16 protein-coding genes are annotated in these 18,891 nt (G+C 64.1%); 10 read left to right on the plus strand and 6 right to left on the minus strand.

Features of this window, described 5'->3' with window-relative positions; genetic code table 11:
• Positions 1-27: 27 nt before the first annotated feature.
• The 3 genes from OSH12_RS16105 (at position 28) to OSH12_RS16115 (ending at position 3,034) form a co-directional block, all read left to right on the plus strand.
• Positions 28-1,074: a sugar ABC transporter substrate-binding protein gene (locus OSH12_RS16105; protein WP_266344610.1), complete on the plus strand. Its 1,047-nt coding sequence runs from the start codon at positions 28-30 to the stop codon at positions 1,072-1,074.
• A gap of 170 nt (positions 1,075-1,244) precedes the next feature.
• On the plus strand, positions 1,245-2,243 hold the full coding sequence (locus OSH12_RS16110) for an ABC transporter permease (protein WP_266344611.1): 999 nt from the start codon (positions 1,245-1,247) through the stop codon (positions 2,241-2,243).
• A complete protein-coding gene (locus OSH12_RS16115) occupies positions 2,243-3,034 on the plus strand; it encodes an SDR family oxidoreductase (protein WP_266344612.1) in 792 nt (263 codons plus the stop codon). The genes OSH12_RS16110 and OSH12_RS16115 overlap by 1 nt, the downstream gene beginning before the upstream one ends.
• A 72-nt stretch (positions 3,035-3,106) precedes the next feature.
• Here OSH12_RS16115 and OSH12_RS16120 read toward each other — a convergent pair whose 3' ends face one another.
• Positions 3,107-3,760: an alpha/beta hydrolase gene (locus OSH12_RS16120; protein WP_266344613.1), complete on the minus strand. Its 654-nt coding sequence runs from the start codon at positions 3,758-3,760 to the stop codon at positions 3,107-3,109.
• 122 nt (positions 3,761-3,882) lie between these two features.
• Positions 3,883-4,833, minus strand: coding sequence for a ring-cleaving dioxygenase (locus OSH12_RS16125; protein WP_266344614.1), 951 nt, complete (start codon positions 4,831-4,833; stop codon positions 3,883-3,885).
• Between the two features lie 401 nt (positions 4,834-5,234).
• Between OSH12_RS16125 and OSH12_RS16130 the strand changes: the two genes are divergently transcribed.
• The 5 genes from OSH12_RS16130 to OSH12_RS16150 all read left to right on the plus strand — a co-directional run bounded on the left by OSH12_RS16130 (position 5,235) and on the right by OSH12_RS16150 (position 11,461).
• On the plus strand, positions 5,235-6,362 hold the full coding sequence (locus OSH12_RS16130) for a sugar ABC transporter substrate-binding protein (protein WP_380225351.1): 1,128 nt from the start codon (positions 5,235-5,237) through the stop codon (positions 6,360-6,362).
• A gap of 76 nt (positions 6,363-6,438) precedes the next feature.
• Positions 6,439-7,974 carry a sugar ABC transporter ATP-binding protein gene (locus OSH12_RS16135; RefSeq protein WP_266344615.1) on the plus strand — a complete coding sequence of 512 codons (1,536 nt, stop codon included), beginning with the start codon at positions 6,439-6,441 and terminating at the stop codon, positions 7,972-7,974.
• A gap of 20 nt (positions 7,975-7,994) precedes the next feature.
• The gene (locus tag OSH12_RS16140; RefSeq protein WP_266344756.1) at positions 7,995-8,975 is read left to right on the plus strand and encodes an ABC transporter permease; all 981 of its coding nucleotides are present in this window, start codon (positions 7,995-7,997) and stop codon (positions 8,973-8,975) included.
• Between the two features lie 41 nt (positions 8,976-9,016).
• A complete protein-coding gene (locus tag OSH12_RS16145; protein ID WP_266344757.1) occupies positions 9,017-9,964 on the plus strand; it encodes an ABC transporter permease in 948 nt (315 codons plus the stop codon).
• Between the two features lie 99 nt (positions 9,965-10,063).
• The gene (locus OSH12_RS16150; protein WP_266344616.1) at positions 10,064-11,461 is read left to right on the plus strand and encodes a glycoside hydrolase family 1 protein; all 1,398 of its coding nucleotides are present in this window, start codon (positions 10,064-10,066) and stop codon (positions 11,459-11,461) included.
• Between the two features lie 17 nt (positions 11,462-11,478).
• Here OSH12_RS16150 and guaD read toward each other — a convergent pair whose 3' ends face one another.
• Complete coding sequence (gene guaD, locus OSH12_RS16155; RefSeq protein ID WP_266344617.1) at positions 11,479-12,813, minus strand: guanine deaminase; 1,335 nt, start codon at positions 12,811-12,813, stop codon at positions 11,479-11,481.
• Positions 12,814-13,079: 266 nt separating this feature from the next.
• On the opposite strand from guaD, the gene OSH12_RS16160 reads away from it, so the two are divergent.
• Positions 13,080-14,948 (plus strand): ABC transporter ATP-binding protein, encoded by a 1,869-nt coding sequence (locus tag OSH12_RS16160; protein WP_266344618.1) that lies wholly within the window; start codon positions 13,080-13,082, stop codon positions 14,946-14,948.
• Positions 14,949-15,109: 161 nt separating this feature from the next.
• Here OSH12_RS16160 and OSH12_RS16165 read toward each other — a convergent pair whose 3' ends face one another.
• On the minus strand, positions 15,110-16,288 hold the full coding sequence (locus OSH12_RS16165) for a fumarylacetoacetate hydrolase family protein (protein ID WP_266344619.1): 1,179 nt from the start codon (positions 16,286-16,288) through the stop codon (positions 15,110-15,112).
• 197 nt (positions 16,289-16,485) lie between these two features.
• Between OSH12_RS16165 and hpxZ the strand changes: the two genes are divergently transcribed.
• Complete coding sequence (hpxZ, locus tag OSH12_RS16170) at positions 16,486-16,881, plus strand: oxalurate catabolism protein HpxZ (protein ID WP_266344620.1); 396 nt, start codon at positions 16,486-16,488, stop codon at positions 16,879-16,881.
• A 204-nt stretch (positions 16,882-17,085) separates the two neighbouring features.
• On the opposite strand, the gene mtgA is transcribed toward hpxZ, so the two are convergent.
• Together mtgA and OSH12_RS16180 are read right to left on the minus strand one after the other, a co-directional pair.
• Positions 17,086-17,787 carry a monofunctional biosynthetic peptidoglycan transglycosylase gene (mtgA, locus tag OSH12_RS16175; RefSeq protein ID WP_266344621.1) on the minus strand — a complete coding sequence of 234 codons (702 nt, stop codon included), beginning with the start codon at positions 17,785-17,787 and terminating at the stop codon, positions 17,086-17,088.
• Entirely contained in the window at positions 17,784-18,716 is a 933-nt protein-coding gene (locus OSH12_RS16180) for a hydrogen peroxide-inducible genes activator (protein WP_266344622.1), read from the minus strand. Before OSH12_RS16180 ends, mtgA begins: the two co-directional genes overlap by 4 nt.
• Positions 18,717-18,891 lie beyond the last annotated feature (175 nt).

An 18,891-nucleotide genomic window follows, 5' to 3' on the forward strand; every position in this document is an offset into this window, starting at 1 on the left:
AACGATAAGAGCGAAGGGAACAGCAACATGAAACGACTGATGGGTGTTTTGGCGGGGGCCGTCGTGCTCGGTGCCGCAACCTTCCTGACCCCGGCCGCCTGGGCCGCGGACAAGGGCAAGATCTATTACCTCGTGCCGACCCTGCTGGACGAATTCCAGACCGGTTCGGTGACGGCGATCACCAAGTTCATGAAGGATGTCGGCTACGAAACCGTCGCGCTCAATGCCGACAACAAGACCGACGTCCAGCAGGGCCAGATGAACGACGTCATCGCGCTGAAGCCGTCGGCGATCGTGCTCGCCGCCGTCGATTTCAACGCCCTGAAGCCGCAGATCGAAGCGGCGCGCGCCGCCGGCATCCCGGTCATGCAGTTCGACCGCCAGATCACCTCGACCAAGAGCGACCTGACCTCGGTCGCCGGCACGGTCGAGATCGGTCATGTCGCGGCGGCCGAAATCGAGCGCCTGCTCAAGGAAAAGAACGGCGCCGTGAAGGGCAAGGTTCTGCAGGTCATGGGTGATCCGGGCGATCCCTACACGCTCGACATCCAGAAGGGCTTTGAGGAGAAGATGAAGGCGTTTCCGGACGTCACCATCATTTCCAAGCCCGCCATGCAGTGGGAAGCCTCGAACGCCGGTTCGGTGGTCGCCGATCAGCTTCTCGCCAATCCCGATATCGACCTGATCTTTGTCCATGCAGCGCACCTCTCGGTCGCCGCCGTCGCTTCGCTCGAAGCGGCCGGCAAGAAGCCGGGCGACGTCCTGCTTGTCTCGTCGAATGGCGCTCCGGTCGGTCTCGACCTGATCCGCAAGGGCTGGCAGCAGGTTGAAGTCGAGCAGCCGCTGTTCGCTCAGGCAGCCGCCTTGGCGATGTTCGCCGACAAGGTCGTCAACAAGCAGGAGATCAAGCCCGGCACCTATGGCGTGCTCGGTCTCGAAGGTGTCGTGACGATCGAAAGCTGGGGTCCGAATATCAAGATCCCGGGTGCCGCCATCACCAAGGCCAACATCGACGATCCGAAGTTCTGGGGCAACATGAAGACCCCGGAAGCGCCGGTTAAGTCGGTCGAGTAGGCTTCGAACCCAATGGTTGCCCCGGTCATGTCGACCGGGGCAATTTCTCAATCGTCGCGCGCGCCAAAGCTTGGCCGGCCGGCGCGAGAGAGCCATCCAAGACGGTCCTGCCAGCGCCAGATGCCTGCGCCGCGGTTGACCCTTGCCCTCGCAACACCCGGAGCCGCCCCATGCTCTCGTCCAATCGCCGAGTTGCGATCGAGTTTGTCCTCGATCATCTCGTCTGGTTCATTCTCGTCGCCGTCCTGGTGCTGTTCTCGCTGACGATCCCGAACTATTTCCAGATCGGCATCTTCGCCAATATCGTCGAGCAATCGACCTTCGTCGGCACGCTGGCGATCGGCCTGTCGCTGCTGATCATCGCCGGCTACATGGACCTGTCGATCGAATCGGTCATGGCGCTGGCGGCGATGGTAGTCGGCATCCTGTTTGCCAAATCGGGCGTCGGTTTCGGCTTCGGCTTCACGCCTGCGTGGCTCGTCGTGCCGATCTCGCTGATGATCGCGCTCGGCGTCGGCGCGCTGGTCGGCGCCAGCAATGCCTTCTTCGTCGTCAAGCTGAAGATGAACTCGTTCATCGTCACCCTCGCCGCCTTCATCTGGGGGCGTGGCCTGGTCGTCGCGCTTTCGGGCGGCCGCTCGGCGCAGGAGCTGCCAGCCGAACTACGCTTCCTTGCGATCCAGCGTTTCCTGCAGATCCCCCTCATGGCCTGGGTCGCGATCATCGCGACGCTCGTTTTCGCCTTCATCCTGAATCGCACGCCGTTTGGCCGTCATCTGCTGATGATCGGCGGCAATCCGACCGCCGCCTATCGCGCCGGCATCAAGGTTGACCGGCTGACGGCGACCACCTTTGTCCTGGCAGGCGCCATCGCCGGCCTCGCCGGTTGGCTGCTCGCCATCCGCACCTCGGGCGCCACCGCCAATCTCGGTGTCGGCATGCTGTTCCAGACCTTCGCGGCGGTCGTGATCGGCGGCGTCAGCCTGAAGGGCGGCGTCGGCAGCCTGCCTGGCGTCTATGCCGGCGTGCTTTTGCTCGCCTCTATCCAGACCGCCATCAATTTGATGGGGATGCCCGCGCATTTCACCCAGTTGATCCAGGGTGGCATGGTGCTCGTGGCCGTCCTGCTCGATACCTTCAAGCTCAGCATCCGAAAGAGACTCGCCTGATGAACGCCCTCTCTCAACGTCTCGCCGGCCGCACCGCGCTCGTGGTCGGCGGCGCCCGCGGCATTGGCGGCGGCATCGCGAAGCGCTTTGCGGCCGAGGGCGCGCGGGTCGTCATCGCCGACACCGAAGTTGAGGCCGGCGTCGCCTTCGCCGCCTCGCTCGGCGGACCAGACAAGGCTCGGTTCATCGCCACCGATATTTCGCAGAAGGCCGATGCGGAGCGCGCGGTCGCGGAAGTCGTGACGCATTTCGGCGGCATCGACATCGTCGTGCAGAATGCCGGCATCTATCCCTGGACGCTGATTGAGAATATCGAGCCGGATGAATGGGACGCGGTCATGGGCGTCAATCTGCGCGGCACCTATCTGGTGGCGCGCGCCGCCCTGCCTGCGATGAAGGCCAAGGGTTATGGCCGGATGATCTTCACCTCGTCGATCACCGGGCCGCGCGTGACCAGCCCCGGCCACGGCCACTACTCCGCCTCGAAGGCCGGCATCAACGGCTTCATCAAGGCCGCGGCGCTGGAATTCGCCGGCTACGGCATCACCGTCAATGGCATCGAGCCGGGCAACATCTTGACCGAAGGCATGAAGGCCGGCCGCAGCGCCGCCTTCATCAAGGGTATGGAAGATTCGATCCCGCTCGGCCGTCTCGGCACGCCGGAGGATATCGCCAATGCGGCGCTGTTCCTGGCGTCGGAGGAATCCGCCTACATCACCGGCACGACGATTGTCGTCGATGGCGGCCAGACCTTGCCGGAGAGCAAGGATTTTCGGTTGTCTCCCACGTAGGGAGATCGCCTGACTTTTTAGAGAGCCCCCTCCCGCAAGCAAGCGCGCGGGAGAGGGCTTGGTTTGGTGGCGTCATAGGGCGGCCAGCATCGCGGTGGTCAGCTCGATTTCATCGGCATTCACGCCATGGGCCGAGCCGCGATAGATGCGTTTCGTGACAGCCGCCCCGGCCGTCTCGAACAGGACGGCGGTTTCCTCGACCCGTGCCAGCGGGATGTGCCCGTCCAGTTCGGCGCAGCCGAGCAGAACCGGCGTGCCGGCCAGATCGTCCCCGCCATTCCACAGTTCGTCGTCGGTGCCGATCAGCCCGCCGCTGAGGCCGACCGCGCCGCCATAGCGGCCGGGCTTGCGGGCGACCGCCTCCAGCGCCAGGCAGGCGCCCTGCGAGAAGCCGAGCAGCACGATCTGCTCGCGCGGAATTCCCGCTGCGATGATGTCGTCCACCAGATCGTGCACAACGCTGAGCGCGGAGGCGAGATAGGGCTGGTTCAGCGCCGTCGGCTCCATGAAGCGTTGCGGATACCAGACCGAGCCCGCTGCCTGCGGCGCGAAATAGGCGACGTCATCCTGTCCGAGATGTTCGGACAGGCCGATGATGTCGTCCGCGCTCGCGCCGCGACCGTGCAACGTGATGACGGCCGCGCGTGCGTCCTCGATCGGCGCGCCAGCGCTCAGGATGCGCTGGCCGGAATGGGGGCCGGAGCCCCTTGTCCTGTCGATGGTCATGGTCGTGATGTACCCTTCCAGCCGCCAGAGCCTTTGCCATCTGCGAAACGGCACAAGGCTCCAGCTCCATGCTTGGTGCGTTTTCGTCACGCGAACCGCACCACACTACACTCGAAAACGCTCTAGAGCGGCTTCAGATTGTCTTCGATCGACTGGCGACGTCCTTCCAGGAACGGCGGCAGCGACAGATGTTCGCCGAGCGTCTCCAGCGGTTCGTCGGCGGTGAAGCCGGGAACGTCGGTGGCGATCTCGAACAGGATGCCGTTCGGCTCGCGGAAATACAGCGAGCGGAAGTAGTAGCGCTCGACCTCGCCGCTCGAGCCGATGCGGAAATCGCGCACCCGCTCGGCCCAGAGCCGCAAGCTGTCGGTGTCCGGCGTGCGGAACGCGACATGGTGGACGCCACCCGCGCCCTCGCGCGCGGTCGGAGCATCGGGCTCAACCAGAACGTGAAGCTCGGTCTCGGGGCCGCCTTCGCTCATCTGGTAGACATGCACCTGGTTGGACGAGATGGCGCTCTGCGGATAATCGCGCACCTTCTTCATGTGCATGACGCGGGTCAAAACCTGCTCGGTCGGGGCGAGGTCGCGAACGCTGATCGAGATCGGGCCGAGGCCGAGGATCTGGTGCTCGGCCGGAACCGAACTGCGCTCCCAGGGATGACCAGCAGCCGAGGCGCCATTGTCGACCAGCGACAGCCGCTGCCCTTCCGGATCCTCGAAGATCAGGCCCTGGCGTCCGCCGACATCCGTCACGTCGCCGGCCTTGACGCCCTGGGCGCGCAGATGATCGCGCCACCAGCCGAGGCTGTCGCCATTGACCCGGAAGCCGGTGCGGACGATCGAATGCGTCCCGTGGCGGGCGGGGCCGACCGGCCAGTCGAAGAAGGTGATGTCGGAGCCGGGGCTCGCCGCGCCGTCGCCATAGAAGAGGTGATAGGCGCTGGTATCGTCCTGATTGACAGTCTTCTTCACCAGCCGGAGGCCGAGTACCTTCGTGTAGAAGGCAAGGTTGCCGGGAGCGTCCGCCGTGATCGCGGTCAGATGGTGGAAGCCGCTGAGCTTCAGATCCATGATGGTTTCTCCAAACGAGTGCTTCGGCATGGAAAATGGCTTTCCTGGCCGGAAACTCAACCGACAAGTTGGAATAAGGTTGTCTTCGGAGATTGGACAATCGCCGGCTCGACGACCCATCGCCTTGGTAGACCTCCCGAAGGGGAACTTGTAAGGTGCCGTAGCGGGAGGCGCTGGGTTCGGGGGAGTGCCAGTAAGTTCTGGATGATAAGACTGCAGCAACGCCATTTTTGCGTGCATCGGGCACGATGGCTCGCTAGAAGTGCCAATCATATCTGAGATGTGGGGTGGCAAGCCCCACTCGAATTCAGGTCAGTCAAGACGGATGAAAGACGGGAAGAGCCGCTTCTGCGCGGTCGGCGATCATCCGGACAAAAAGAACATCAATGGGAGGATACGACATGCTGAAAATGATCCGGCAGATTTTGGCGACGACGATCGCCGTGGGCGCCCTCGCAACGGCGGCCCACGCCGCTGGACCCGAGATCGTCGCGGGACCGAGCGCGGACGCCAAGTGCTTCAAGCCCTGGACGGCCGATACCAAGTTCTTCCAGTTCCCGAAGAAGGAAGGTCCGTACCGGATCGCGCTCGCCAACGGCTTCATCGGCAACACCTGGCGCATCCAGATGATCCAGACTGCCAAGGCCTATGCCGAGCAGCCCGACGTCAAGGCGAAGCTGAAGGAATTCAAGGTCGTCTCGACCGGTGACGACGTCGCCGCGCAGATCGCCGCCGTCGATAACTTCATCAATTCCGGCTATGACGCCATCGTCGTCAACGCCCAGAACCCGACTTCCTTCAAGCCGGTGATCAAGCGCGCCAAGGCTGCCGGCGTCGTGCTCGTCGCCTTCGACAACACGCTCGACACCGACGAGGCGATCAACGTCAACGTCGACCAGAAGGGTCTCGGCGAACTCTGGGGCCAGTGGCTGGTCGATCACCTGCCCGAAGGCGGCAAGGTCCTCGAAGTGCGCGGCGTGACCGGCACCTCGGTTGATCGCGATCGTCATGACGGCGTCCAGGAAGTTCTCGGCAAGTCCGGCAAGAAGTTCGAGACCGTCGAAGTCATCGGCCGCTGGGACGATGGCACGGCGCAGAAGGTGACCGCCGACGCGGTCGCCGTGCACAAGAAGTTCGACGGCGTCACCGTCCAGGGTGGCTCGACCGGTACGGTTCGTGCGCTGATGGATGCGGGCCATGCCTTCGTGCCGGTCGGCGGCGAGACGGAGAACGGCTTCCGCAAGCTCTGCTCCGAGCATTCGGCCGATGGCCTGAAGTGCACTTCGGCCGGCAGCGGACCGGCACAGGTCGCCGTCGCCATCAAGACCGCTATCGCGGCGCTCGAAGGCAATGTCGTGCCGCAGTCGATCGCCCTGCCGCTCGCCATCGATCACGATCCGGACTTCAAGGATGGCGTGAACTTCTACTCCAAGGAATCCGACAACTTCTTCGTCGGCAACGCCTTCCCGGATTGCGGCATCAACTTCACCGCCCAGGAAATCATGGGTCAGACCCAAGACAACAAGTAGGTCTCTTTCCCTCTCGACTGGCGGGCCTCAGGGCCCGCCAGTCTTGTTTTCTCTCGGCGTGTTCTCTCTGGCGTGGATGTCTGCCTTGCTTGACCGGAAGCCCTATCTCGAACTCAAGCAGATCTCGAAGCGCTATGGCGGCGTTGCCGCACTGACCGGGGTCGATTTCTCCGTCTATCCCGGCGAAATCCAGGCCGTCTTGGGCGAGAACGGTGCGGGCAAGTCGACGCTGATCAAGATTGCCTCCGGCGTTACCGACCCGACCGAAGGCGAGGTCCTCATCGAAGGGCGGCCGGTCCGCTTTCGCAACCCGACCGAGGCGATGCGCGCCGGCGTGGTCTGCGTATTCCAGGAATTGTCGCTGCTGCCGGAGATGACGGTCGCCGACAATCTGTCCATCGTCGACCCGCCGAAGTGGCTTGGCATGATCAACGCCCAGGGCCAGCGCGAGCGCGCGAGAGCACTGCTGAAGCGCGTCGGCTGCGAGGACGTTCATCCGCTTGAACTGGTGCGCGACCTGCCGCTGTCGCGCCGCCAGATGGTTGAGATCGCCAAGGCGCTCGGCCGCAATCCGCGCATCCTGATCCTCGACGAGGCCACCTCGGCCTTGACCGCCGACGATGTCGAACGCGTCTACGGCATCATTCGCGATCTGAAGAAGTCCGGCGTCGGCATTCTCTACGTGTCGCACCGCATGCGCGAAATCGAGGCGCTGGCCGATACGGCGACCGTTTTCCGCAACGGCCGCAAAATCGAGACCTTTACCAAGGGCGAGCGCTCCGTCGACGCCATCATCGAGATGATGATCGGCCGCGAGGTGACGCACCAGTATCCGCCCAAGCCGGAGCCCTCGGCTGACAGGCCGGTGGCGCTGGCGGCGGCCAATCTCGCCTGGGGTCGCGAGATCCAGGACGTGTCGTTCAATTTGAAGAAGGGCGAAATCGTCGGTCTCGGCGGTCTCGACGGCCAGGGCCAGCGCGAATTGCTGCTCGCCTTGTTCGGCGTACTCAAGGGCGTCACTGGCACCGTCGCCATCGATGGCAAGCCGATCAAGCTCGACGGTCCGCGCAAGGCGATGCATGCGCCGCTGCCGATGGCGCTCATCCCGGAGGATCGCAAGACCGAAGGGCTGATGCTGCCGATGAGCGTACGGGACAACATGACGCTCGCCGCCTTGCCGCGTCTTGCCGGCCGCTTCGGCGTCGATGCCGAAAAGGAAAACGCCGCCGTCCAGGTGATGGTCGATCGGCTGCGGGTGAAAACGCCGGATCTGCTGGCGCCGGTCTCGGCGCTGTCGGGCGGCAACCAGCAGAAGGTCGTCCTGGCGAAATGGCTGATGACGGCGCCGGGCATCATCCTGCTCAACGATCCGACGCGCGGCATCGATGTCGGCACCAAGCAGGAAATCTACCGCCTGATGCGGGAGCTTGCGAACCAGGGGGCGGCGATCCTGTTCTATTCCACCGACTATGCCGAATTGATCGGCTGCTGCGACCGGGTGCTGGTCGTCTATGACGGCAAGATCCGCCGCGAACTGGCGGGCGAAGCGCTCAACGAGCGCAATCTGCTGCAAAGCGCCCTCAACATCGATGCCTCGGAGCGCGCAGCATGAAGACCGCGACTACCGGAGCCCTGAGCAATGGGCGCTACTGGATCGCCCACAATTCGGGCGTCCTGACCGCCGTCGTCCTCTTCGTGGCGATGTTCACCCTCTACATTTCCAATCATAGCGCCGGCCTGACGCCCGCCGTCGCCACCACGGCCGCCAACAAGGCGGTGCTGCTGGCGCTGGTCGCCATGGCGCAGACGCTGCCCGTTTTGACGCGCGGCCTCGATCTTTCCGTCGGCATGGTGTTCGTGATGGCGAACTGCATCGCTTCGGTCATCGTCGTTGGAACGGTCGGCGAGGGCATGCTCGGCATCGTCGCGGTGCTGCTGATCGGCGCGCTGGCGGGCTTCATCAACGGTGCCATCGTCGTCTGGGGCCGGCTGCAGCCGATCATCACGACGCTGGCGACGGGCGCGGTTTATTACGGCATCTCGCTGTTCGTCCGCCCCGGCCCGGGCGGCGATGTCCAGTCCGACATCGCTGATCTCCTGACCGGCCAGCTTTTCAACACGGTTCCGGCAGCGCTCGTCGTGCTTCTCGTCGTCGTGCTGGTGGTGTGGATTCCGTATCGCCGGTCGGTGCTGGGTCGCGCCGCCTATGCCGTCGGCTCGAATGAGCAGGCCGCCTACATGTCCGGCGTGCCGGTGCAGAAGGCAAAGCTGCTGGCCTATACGCTGGCGGGCGTGCTGGCTTCCGTCGCCGGGCTGATGCTGACCTTCAACACCTATTCGGGCGAGGCGTCGGCGCCGATCGCCGGCACCTACACGCTGAATTCGATCGCGGCCGTCGTCATCGGCGGCACGTCGCTGTTCGGCGGCTGGGGCTCGGCCATCGGTTCGATCTTTGGCGCCTTCGTCCTACGCACGATCGAAGACCTGCTGTTCGTCTTCGACCTGCCGCCGCTCTGGCAACCGCTGTTCCAGGGTGTCGTGCTGCTGCTTGCCGTCAGCCTCGGGGCCTTCCGCATCCTGCGCGTTCGCAATCGTCTGGAGCTTTTCTCGTGACCGGCGTCGACACGGGGGCCGTGAGAGGCCCGACATTGGCCATGCGCCTCGGCATTGATCGTTCGGTTGCGATCGCCTTCGGCTGCATCCTTCTGATCCTGGCCGGTGGCGCGATGTATTCGCGCGAGTTCCTGTCGCCGGACTACCTGCTGCAGCAACTGCAGGTCGGTGCCTTCCTCGGCATCATCGCCTCCGGCGCCATGATGGTGATCCTGCTCGGTCATATCGACCTGTCGATCCCCTGGGTGGTGACGCTGGGCGCGATGATGGCGACGGCCATGGTCGGATGGGGCGGCTCGTGGGGGCCGTGGATCTGCATTCCCTTCGGCGTCTTCTGCGGCGCGGTGATCGGCATTCTGAACGGGCTCGGCGTCGCCTATCTGCGGCTGCCGTCGATGATCTTCACGCTCGGCATGAACGCCGTGGTGCAGGGCCTGATGGTGCTGCATACGGGCGGCTTCGCGCCGCTCGACCAGGCAACGCCGGCCATGCACTTCATCGCCGTTCAGCGCAGCCTGTTCGGGATTCCGAATGCCGTGTTCGTCTGGGCGATCGTCGGCATCTTCGTGATCTATGTGCTGAAGCGCACGGCCTTCGGCCGCACCGTCTACGCTGTCGGCAACCGCGAATCCGCCGCCTATCTCTCCGGCGTCAACACCAACCGCGTGCTGATCGGCTGCTTCGCCTTCTCCGGCGCGATGGCGGCCTTCGCCGGCGTGCTGCTGGCCGGCTATTCCAACAAGGCCTACCAGAACATGGGCGACGCCTACCTGCTGCCGGCGATTGCGGCGGTCGTGCTGGGCGGTACCAACATCCTCGGCGGTCGCGGCAACTATCTCGGCACCATCGCCGGCGTCATCCTGATCACCCTGCTGCAATCGATCCTGTCCGTGATGCAGATGCCCGAGGCTGGGCGTCAGGTGATCTATGGCTGTGTCATCATCGGCATGCTGCTGATCTACGGCCGAGGCGCCAAGGCGCGCAGCTGAGCCTGTAGCCGGCTCACAGGTGCTGCCCGAAAGAAGCCGCGTTCTGGGCGTCGAATCCGGCCCGTCGCTGTTTGGGGGCGTCGGGCAGGAGCGTTGCAGATGGCGTTGGGCAAGTTTCTTTGGGGCGCGGCGAGCGCCGCCTATCAGGTGGAAGGCGCCTGGCAGGCCGACGGCAAGGGCCTGTCGAACTGGGATCTCTACACCAACGTCTACCGCGCGACGGAGCCCGTTACCGGCAAGCAGGAAACCGGCAACGTCGCGATCAACGCCTATGATCGCGCGCAATATCTCGAAGACATCGAGTTGATGCGCGAACTCGGCATCAATTGTTACCGCTTCTCGCTCTCCTGGGCGCGAATTCTCCCCGATGGGGTGGGGCGGGTCAACGAAGCCGGCGTCGCCCATTACCAGCAATTCGTCGTCGACCTGCTGGAGGCCGGCATCGAACCGGTGGTGACGCTTTACCACTGGGATTTGCCGCGCGCGCTCGATGACCGGGGCGGCTGGTACAACCGGGAATCCGTCGGCTGGTTCCGCAACTACGCCAGCGTCGTCCGCGAGGCGCTGGGCGCGAAGGTTTCGAAGTTCATCACCTTCAACGAACCGTTCATCGACCTGTTCCTGATCGAGCCGATGGTCGAGAACCTCAAGTCGGGCGTTGGCAGTCCCTTTGCCATCACCGATGCGCAATATGGCCGGCAGGCGATCGCCCTGCATCACTGGCTGGTGGCGAGCGCCGAGACGATCGGCGATTTTCGCGCCGCCGGCTACAAGGGCGAGATCGGCGTCGCCTTGCCGCTGATGCCGACCATCCCCGAAAATCCCGGCAAGTCGGCAGACATCGTCGCGGCGACGCTGGCGGATGCCGTGATCAACCGCTGGTGCCTGGATGCCTTGTTCAAGGGCAGCTATCCCGCGGAAGTGATGGAGACGTTCCGCCAGCTCAATCCGGATTTCGCCAGTTTCGAGGCGGATTTCGCCATTCTCGCCGCCAACAAGCCGGACTTCCTCGGGGTCAATTTCTACGCGCCGGCGTTCGTCCGCCAGGATGATACCGCCCCGCTCGGCTACAACTGGATGGATACCAACCCCGATCCGGCGCCGGCTGCCTTCAACGGACCGGTGCGGCCGGATTATCTGCGGCGACTGCTGGAACGGATCCGCGACGAATACGACAATCCGCCGATCTACATCACGGAGAACGGCGCTGGCTTCGGGCCGGCGGACGAGGAAATCGAGGGCGATGTCGTGCACGACCCCCGCCGCGCCAACTATATCCGCCGTCACATCGAGGCGGCGCTGAAGGCGAAGGAAAACGGCGTCGATCTGCGCGGCTACATGGTCTGGAGCCTGTTCGACAATTTCGAATGGCTACAGGGCTATGACCGTCGCTTCGGCCTCGTGCATGTCGATTTCGACACGCAGCAGCGCACGCCGAAGCGCAGCTTTGCGGCTTATCGCGATATCATCGCCAAGGGTGGCGTGGTCGGAAGCTGAGGGCTCTCCGGCTGCCATCAGGCCGGGTAGACAAAACTCTCGACCCGATCCCGCTCATAGACCGGCTCGCCGGCGATATAGGTCGTGCGGATGGCCCGGTCATCGCCCAGCGTCATCAGCACGAACAGGGTTTCGGCCAGATCGCGGGCATAGGACAGGCGGAAATCCAGCAGCGGCGTTGCTTTCAGATCCAGCACGACGAGATCGGCCTCATAGCCGGGAGCGATCGAGCCGATCTTGTCGTCGAGCCGCAACGCCTCTGCGCCGCCGCGCGTCGCCAGATAAAATCCCTGTTCCGGCGTCAAAGCATGTCCGCCGAGCTTCGCTACCTTGTAGGCCTCGCCGAGCGATCGCAGTTGCGAGAAGCTGGTGCCGGCGCCGATATCGGTGCCGAGGCCGACGCGGACCGGCCGCTCCACCTTCTTGGCATCGAGCATCCGGAACAGGCCGCTGCCGAGGAAGAGGTTCGAGGTCGGGCAATGCGCCAGCGCCGAGCCGGTGCGATGGCAGCAGTCGAAATCCGTCTCGTCCATATGCACTGCATGGCCGAAGATGGCGCGCGGCCCGGTCAACCCGGCGTGGTCATAGACGTCGAGATAGCTCGACCGGTCGGGAAAAAGTTCCCGCACCCATTCGACCTCGCCCTGGTTCTCGCAGAGATGGGTCTGGACATAGGTGCCGGGATGTTCGCGCCAGAGCCGACCGGCGGCCTCCAGCTGCGCCTCCGTCGACGACGGGGCGAAGCGCGGCGTGATGCAATAGAGCTGGCGGCCTCGGCCATGCCACTTCTCGATCAGCGCCTTTGACTGCGCGTAGCCGGTCTCGGCCGTGTCGGTGAGTTCGGCCGGCGCGTTGCGGTCCATCAGAACCTTGCCGGCGATCATCCGCGTGTTGAAGCGCTCGGACTCCTCGAACAGCGCATCCACGGATTGCGGATGGACGGTGCAATAGACGGCAGCGGTCGTCGTGCCGGCGCGCAGCAGTTCCCGCAGGAAGCGCCCGGCGACGTCGCGCGCGTGCTCCGCATCGGCAAAGTCCTGTTCCGCGACGAAGGTGTAGCGCTCCAGCCATTCCAGCAGCTCGGCGCCAAACGCGCCGATCATCTGCATCTGCGGATAATGGACATGGGCATCGATGAAGCCGGGGCAGATCAGCGCGTCGGGGTAATGCGTCAGCGGCACATCGGCCGGCAGGCTTTCCAGCCCCTGTTCCGCGTCCTCGACGCTGGCAATCCGTCCGTCTTCGATACGAATTAGCGCATCCGGCCAATAGTGTAGCGCCTCGCCGGCGGCCAGGAGGAACGGGTCGCCACGAAACGTCATGGCGGGGCCGCGGATTGCCCGCTGCTTCATGGAGGCTCCTTCTGGGTGGTGTCCCAAGGTGAGGACCGCACCGTTTCAAAGGGCCGAATCCGCATTCATGATACGCTAGCATCGACCTGCCACGATTTTCCAGCAGGGGCGGAAATACCAGGGAGCGGCACGCGGAGTGCGGTCGCGATGGAATCGGCCGCAGGCCGGTTTGTGGACAGCGATGCGCGTAGCCGATAAAAGGCCCTGTCAACAACAGGACGGAGCAGAGGTCCGCGTGCGTCGTCACGACGTCGGATCGCGTGCACATGACACAGCCTGAAGCAAAAGTGCTTTCCCAGCCCAAGCGGCCTTCCGAAGACGGGAAGCTGAATCTGCGGCGCTGGAGCGATTTCTACCGCGCCATCATCAATAATGATGAGAGCACGGTCGGCGTTGTCACCCGGATCCTGCGCGCCAATTTCCGCGACCACCGCAAGGGGTACGCGATCTCGTTCATGTTCCTGTTTGTTGTCGCGGCAATGACCTCCTTGTCCGCCTGGATCATGCGCGACGTCGTCAATCAGATCTTCGTCAACCAGAACGTCCAGATGTTGTGGGTGCTGTCGTTCAGCGTCATGGCGATCTTCATCGTCAAGGGCTTCGCGACCTACGGCCAGATCGTCGTTCAGAGCCGGATCGGCAATCGCATTGTCGCCGAGAACCAGAAGCGCTTCTACGACCGCTGTCTGCGTTTCGGGCTCGATTTCTACAATGATCGCGCCTCGAGCGAGTTGATCATGTCGATTTCGGGCGGTTCGAACGCCATCCGTTCGATTCTCGATACCATTGTTCTCAGCCTTGGCCGCGATCTGATCACGTTGCTCGGCCTCGTCTTCGTGATGGTTTATCAGGCGCCTTTGATGTCGATCATCGCCCTGCTGGTCGCGCCGATCGCCGTCCTCAGCGTTTCAACGCTGGTGAAGCGGATCAAGGCGATCGCCAAGGCGGAATTCGCATCCAGCGCGCAGATCATCGGGATCATCCAGGAGACGGTGCAGGGCGCCAAGATCGTCAAGGCGTTTGGGCTTGGCGACCATATGCGCGACCGCATGCTGACAGCGGTTTCCGGCGTCGAGCAGCGCGCCAACAAGATTTCGCAGCTTCAGGCCCGCACCAGCCCGCTGATGGAATCGCTCGGCGGTATCTCCATCGGCATCGTCATTCTCTATGCCGGCTGGAGCACGATTTCCTCCGGCAAGACGCCGGGCGAGTTCATGTCGTTCATCACGGCGCTTCTGCTCGCCTATGAGCCTGCCAAGCGCCTCGCCCGCATGAATGTCACGATCGCGGAAAGCCTCGCCCCGGTGCGTGCGCTATTCAACATTCTCGACCATCCGCCGAGCCCGACCGAAGCCGACCATCATGCGTCGCTGAAGCTGACACGCGGCAAGATCGAACTCGTCGATGTCGGCTTCGGCTATCGCCCAACCGACAGGGTGCTCTCGGGTATCAATTTGTCCGTCGATCATGGCCAGCGCCTGGCTTTGGTCGGTCCCTCCGGCGGCGGCAAGTCGACGATCCTGTCGCTGATCCAGCGCTTTTACGACGTGCAGGAAGGCGCGGTCCTGGTCGATGATCAGGACATCCGCAACGTCTCGGTCGCTTCGCTCCGCCACAACATCGCCTTTGTCAGCCAGGACGTGTTCCTGTTCTCCGGCACCGTGCGCGACAACATCCGGATCGGCCGCCTCGACGCGACGGACGCGGAAGTCGAGGCAGCGGCGCTGGACGCCTTTGCGGATGACTTTATCCGCAACCTCCCGAAGGGCTATGACAGCCATGTCGGCGAGAATGGCGTGCAGCTCTCAGGTGGCCAGCGCCAGCGTTTGGCGATTGCGCGCGCCATCCTGAAGAACGCGCCGATCTTGCTGCTCGACGAGGCGACATCGGCGCTCGATTCCGAGTCCGAGCACATGATCCAGATCGCGCTTGAAAAGCTGGTCGAAGGCCGTACCACGATCGTCATCGCGCATCGGCTTGCAACGATCCTCAGCGCCGACAAGATCGCCGTGATCGAGCGCGGCAAGGTCGTTGAGATCGGAACGCATCCAGAGCTGGTCCAGATGCGTGGCGTCTATGAGAAGCTGTATCGCTATCAGTTTGACGAGCGGAGCGCCGAGAAGGCCATCGCCTGATTTTCTGCGGTAAGGCACGGCGTCGTTCGCGACGCCGTTCCGCTGCGCCTGGCGGCGGCAGCGAGGGCACGGGCCAAGGCCGGTGCGGGCCGATCCGGCCTTCAACAATCCATCCGATTTGGTTCGACCCTCCCCGAAGGGAGGGTCGACTCATGGGCGCCTCAGAGCAGGCCGCGGCCGGCGAGGTTGCGCATCAGCGAGGCCGTGCCGAAGGTCCAGGGCTCGGCGTCGGGGCAGAGCACGACGCGGTTCGACAGCTTGCCTAGCTTCGGCGCGCTGATCGTGACGATGTCGCCAACCTTGTGGGTGAAGCCCTGGCCGGGGCCGTCGCGGTCCTGAACCGGCGCGAACATCGTGCCGAGATACAGCACGAAGCCATCGGGATACTGGTGGTTCTTGCCGACCGTCTGCTTGACCAGATCTTCCGGGTCGCGGCTGATCTTCGACATCAAGCTGCCGCCGTCCATGCGGAAGCCGTCGTTCTCGCCGTCCACCGTCAGGCGCACTTCGGTCTGCCGCACGTCGTCGAGCGAGAAGCCGCCATCGAACAGGCGGATCATCGGGCCGATCGAGGCGCTGGCATTGTTGTCCTTTGCCTTCGACAGCAGCAGGGCCGAGCGGCCCTCGACGTCGCGCAGATTGACGTCGTTGCCGAGCGTCGCGCCGATGATCTTGCCGGTCGAGGAAACGACCAGCACGACTTCCGGCTCGGGGTTGTTCCAGGTCGAGATCGGGTGAATGCCGATTTCGGCCAGGTGACCGACGGCGGACATCGGCTGGGCCTTGGAGAAGATCTCCGCGTCCGGGCCGATGCCGACTTCGAGATACTGGGACCACATGCCCTTTTCGATCAGCAGCTGCTTCAGCGCCGCTGCCTGCTCGGAGCCGGGGCGAAGTGCCGCCAGATCGTCGCCGATGGTGGCGTTGATCTCGGCGCGGATGGCGTTGGCGCGCTCGGGCAGGCCGCGGGCCTGCTCCTCGATGACGCGCTCCAGCATCGACACGACGAAGGTGACGCCGGCTGCCTTGACGGCTTGCAGGTCGATCGGGGCGATCAGGTAGGGCTTCGCTGGGTCGCGGTTCGCGAGCGGCGTGTTGGCGAGGATTTCCTCGAAGCTGCCGAGGAATTCGCCGTCCGCCGTCGCGGCGATGCGGGCGGGATCCTGCTCTTCGCAGAGGTCACGCATGGTGACGACGGTAGCAGTGATGTCGATCAGCTGGCCATCGCGCAGGGCAACGACCGAAGGGCCGTCGACGTCCGGGCGGAAAACGCGGCCGACCAGCGTGGCGGCCTCCGCATCCTCGGGCAGCGCGAAGGTGGCAGCAGTGTCGAGCGACATGGGCAATCTCCAGAACGTTCAGCGATGAAGCCGATCTTGAGGGATGAAAGAGCGGGCCACCGTTATAGCGTGCGATGGCGGTTAGGCCATACGTCTGGTCCGTTTTCGAGCCGCCGATGCCATGGATTTGCGCATGCATGCGGCGCGCTTCCATGCAATTTTCCGCAGCCGACCCGGCTTTGGAAGGATTGCATGCCATGGAAATCGATATTCCCGAGATCAAGGCCGAGCTCGAGGCCGCGTTTGCCCGCTATGAGACGGCGCTCGTCACCAACGATGTCGAGACGCTGGACGGACTGTTCCACGCGGCGCCGACAACGATCCGCTATGGCGGCGGCGAGAACCTCTATGGCTACGCGGAGATCGCGGCGTTTCGGGCCGGGCGGTCGCCGGCGGGACTCGCGCGCGCTATCGAGCGCACGGTCGTGACGACGTATGGCCGCGATTTCGGCACGGCCTCGACGCTGTTCCGGCGGGATAATGCGCCCGGCAAGGTCGGTCGCCAGATGCAGACCTGGATCCGCACCCCGGCCGGCTGGCGCGTCGTCGCCGCCCATGTCAGCGTGATCGCCGACCCGGACGCGGCGGGCTGAGGGAGGCGCGCTGACGGGCGTGATCCGTCTTCTTTGAAGCATCCTTCTTCACCTCTCCCTGAGGGAGAGGTCGACGGCCGCAGGCCGGCGGGTGAGGGTTTACGGCCTCACCGGATGGTTTCCTAAACCCTCACCCGACTCTGCGAGCCGACCTCTCCCTCAGGGAGAGGTGAAAAGTCGGTATCGACCCAGATGGATCTTGCTCTAGATGCAGCCGACATAGTCGCGGGCGGCGCGGGCGCGCGCCTCGATGTTGCGGGCGCGGCTGTTGAGGTAGCGCGTCGGCTTGGCGGGGTTGCGGGTGATCGGATTGGGCAGGGCCGCAGTCAGCAGCGCAGCCTGGCGCGACGTCAGCTTGGCAGCGGGCTTGTTGAAATAATGCTGCGAGGCGGCTTCGGCCCCGAAAATCCCCGGGCCCCATTCGGCGATGTTGAGATAGATCTCCATGATCCGCCGTTTCGACAGGACGAAATCGGCGTAATAGGCGAGGGGAATTTCCAGCCCCTTGCGGATGTAGGAGCGCGACGGCCAGAGGAACAGGTTCTTCACCGTCTGCATGGCGATCGTGCTGGCGCCGCGAGATGGGCCGCCCTCGCGGTCGAGCACGGCGTTGAGCGCACCCCAGTCGACGCCCCAATGCGAACAGAACTGGCCGTCCTCCGACATGATGATGGAATTCACCAGGTTCGGCGAGATCCGGTCGATCGGCGTCCAGTCGCGATTCATGCCCTGTCCGGTGACGCCCGACCACAGCATCAGCGTCGAGACCGGCGGCACGACGGCATAGATCGGCGTCAGAACCAGCGGCAGGGCGACGAGGACGGCGATCACCTTGGCGAGAATGCCGATCAGGCCTTTGCGCCTGGCAAACGGTCGGGTCAGCACGGCCGGCAGTTGGAAGGTCATGCTGGATCCAGTGCGGCTCGGTCGCGGACGGGTTCTATGGCGAATTGGCGCAGGAAGCCGGCGAGGAGTTGGAAATCCGCCTCGCGGCTCGACCCCTTGCGCCAGACGAGGCCGAGGGTGCGGCGCGCCGGGGCGCCGTCGATCTCGGAAAGCTGGATGTCGGTTCCCGACAGGATGCCTGCCTCGATGGCGATCCGCGGCAGGAAGGTGATCCCGAGCTGATTATCGACCATATGCACAAGGGTCGTCAGGCTGGAGGCGCGGATCTCCTCATTCTGCCTGTCGGCGAGATCCGGCGCCACGGCGCGGATGTGATCGCGGAGGCAATGGCCGTCCTCCAGCAGCAGCAAGGTCTCGTTCGCCAGCTCCTCGCGCTGGATGGTGGCCCGTCCGGCGAGCCGGTGGCGGGCGTCGACGGCGAGCAGCAGGCTATCTTCGGCGATGACCTCCGATACCAAGCCGTCCGTCTGGACCGGGAACGCGATCAGGCAGATGTCGAGCCTGCCGCCGCGCAGATCGTCCAGCAGGGTCCGTGTCAGGTCCTCGCGCAGATGAAGCCGGAGATCGGGATAGGCGCGGCGCAGTTCGGGAAGCGTGCGGGGCAGGAAGTAGGGCGCAATCGACGGGATGACGCCGAGCCGGATGCGGCCGGAGAGTGGCGCTTCACTCGATCGCGCCGCGTCGACCATTTCGCGCGCATCGACCAGCAGCGCCTTCATCCGGCGAAGCGCCTCTTCCCCCGCCGCGGTCAGCGACATCGTCCGGTTCGAGCGGTCGATCAGCGATACGCCAATGGTCTCTTCAAGCTGCCGGATGGCGTCGGAAAGCGTGGACTGCGTGACATGGCATGCCACGGCCGCCCGGCTGAAAGAACCGGTATCGGCGAGGGCGACGAAATATTGCATCTGGCGGAGCGTCGGCAGCAACATGGGCCTTGCTATAGCGGCAGGCTCCCGATGCGGCAATCGGGATTTCCGATGCCAAACTTCGGTTATTACGATTTGACCGAACTGTCCCCACATGGGATCCATTCGCATATGCAGCAGCGAATCCATTTGTTTGGTTGCATTGCGGAATTTCACAACACGATCCCCATCGTGACAG

The sequence above is a fragment of the Kaistia terrae genome (assembly GCF_026344005.1).
Classification (GTDB): Bacteria; Pseudomonadota; Alphaproteobacteria; order Rhizobiales; family Kaistiaceae; genus Kaistia; species Kaistia terrae.

What these genes read in the sequence shown, in the direction of transcription:
- OSH12_RS16105 (WP_266344610.1), top strand. Translation starts at nt 28, where the DNA reads ATGAAACGACTGATGGGTGTTTTGGCGGGGGCCGTCGTGCTCGGTGCC.
- OSH12_RS16110 (WP_266344611.1), top strand. Translation starts at nt 1,245, where the DNA reads ATGCTCTCGTCCAATCGCCGAGTTGCGATCGAGTTTGTCCTCGATCAT.
- OSH12_RS16115 (WP_266344612.1), top strand. Translation starts at nt 2,243, where the DNA reads ATGAACGCCCTCTCTCAACGTCTCGCCGGCCGCACCGCGCTCGTGGTC.
- OSH12_RS16120 (WP_266344613.1), bottom strand. Translation starts at nt 3,760, where the DNA reads ATGACCATCGACAGGACAAGGGGCTCCGGCCCCCATTCCGGCCAGCGC.
- OSH12_RS16125 (WP_266344614.1), bottom strand. Translation starts at nt 4,833, where the DNA reads ATGGATCTGAAGCTCAGCGGCTTCCACCATCTGACCGCGATCACGGCG.
- OSH12_RS16130 (WP_380225351.1), top strand. Translation starts at nt 5,235, where the DNA reads ATGCTGAAAATGATCCGGCAGATTTTGGCGACGACGATCGCCGTGGGC.
- OSH12_RS16135 (WP_266344615.1), top strand. Translation starts at nt 6,439, where the DNA reads ATGTCTGCCTTGCTTGACCGGAAGCCCTATCTCGAACTCAAGCAGATC.
- OSH12_RS16145 (WP_266344757.1), top strand. Translation starts at nt 9,017, where the DNA reads ATGCGCCTCGGCATTGATCGTTCGGTTGCGATCGCCTTCGGCTGCATC.
- OSH12_RS16150 (WP_266344616.1), top strand. Translation starts at nt 10,064, where the DNA reads ATGGCGTTGGGCAAGTTTCTTTGGGGCGCGGCGAGCGCCGCCTATCAG.
- guaD (WP_266344617.1), bottom strand. Translation starts at nt 12,813, where the DNA reads ATGAAGCAGCGGGCAATCCGCGGCCCCGCCATGACGTTTCGTGGCGAC.
- OSH12_RS16160 (WP_266344618.1), top strand. Translation starts at nt 13,080, where the DNA reads ATGACACAGCCTGAAGCAAAAGTGCTTTCCCAGCCCAAGCGGCCTTCC.
- OSH12_RS16165 (WP_266344619.1), bottom strand. Translation starts at nt 16,288, where the DNA reads ATGTCGCTCGACACTGCTGCCACCTTCGCGCTGCCCGAGGATGCGGAG.
- hpxZ (WP_266344620.1), top strand. Translation starts at nt 16,486, where the DNA reads ATGGAAATCGATATTCCCGAGATCAAGGCCGAGCTCGAGGCCGCGTTT.
- mtgA (WP_266344621.1), bottom strand. Translation starts at nt 17,787, where the DNA reads ATGACCTTCCAACTGCCGGCCGTGCTGACCCGACCGTTTGCCAGGCGC.
- OSH12_RS16180 (WP_266344622.1), bottom strand. Translation starts at nt 18,716, where the DNA reads ATGTTGCTGCCGACGCTCCGCCAGATGCAATATTTCGTCGCCCTCGCC.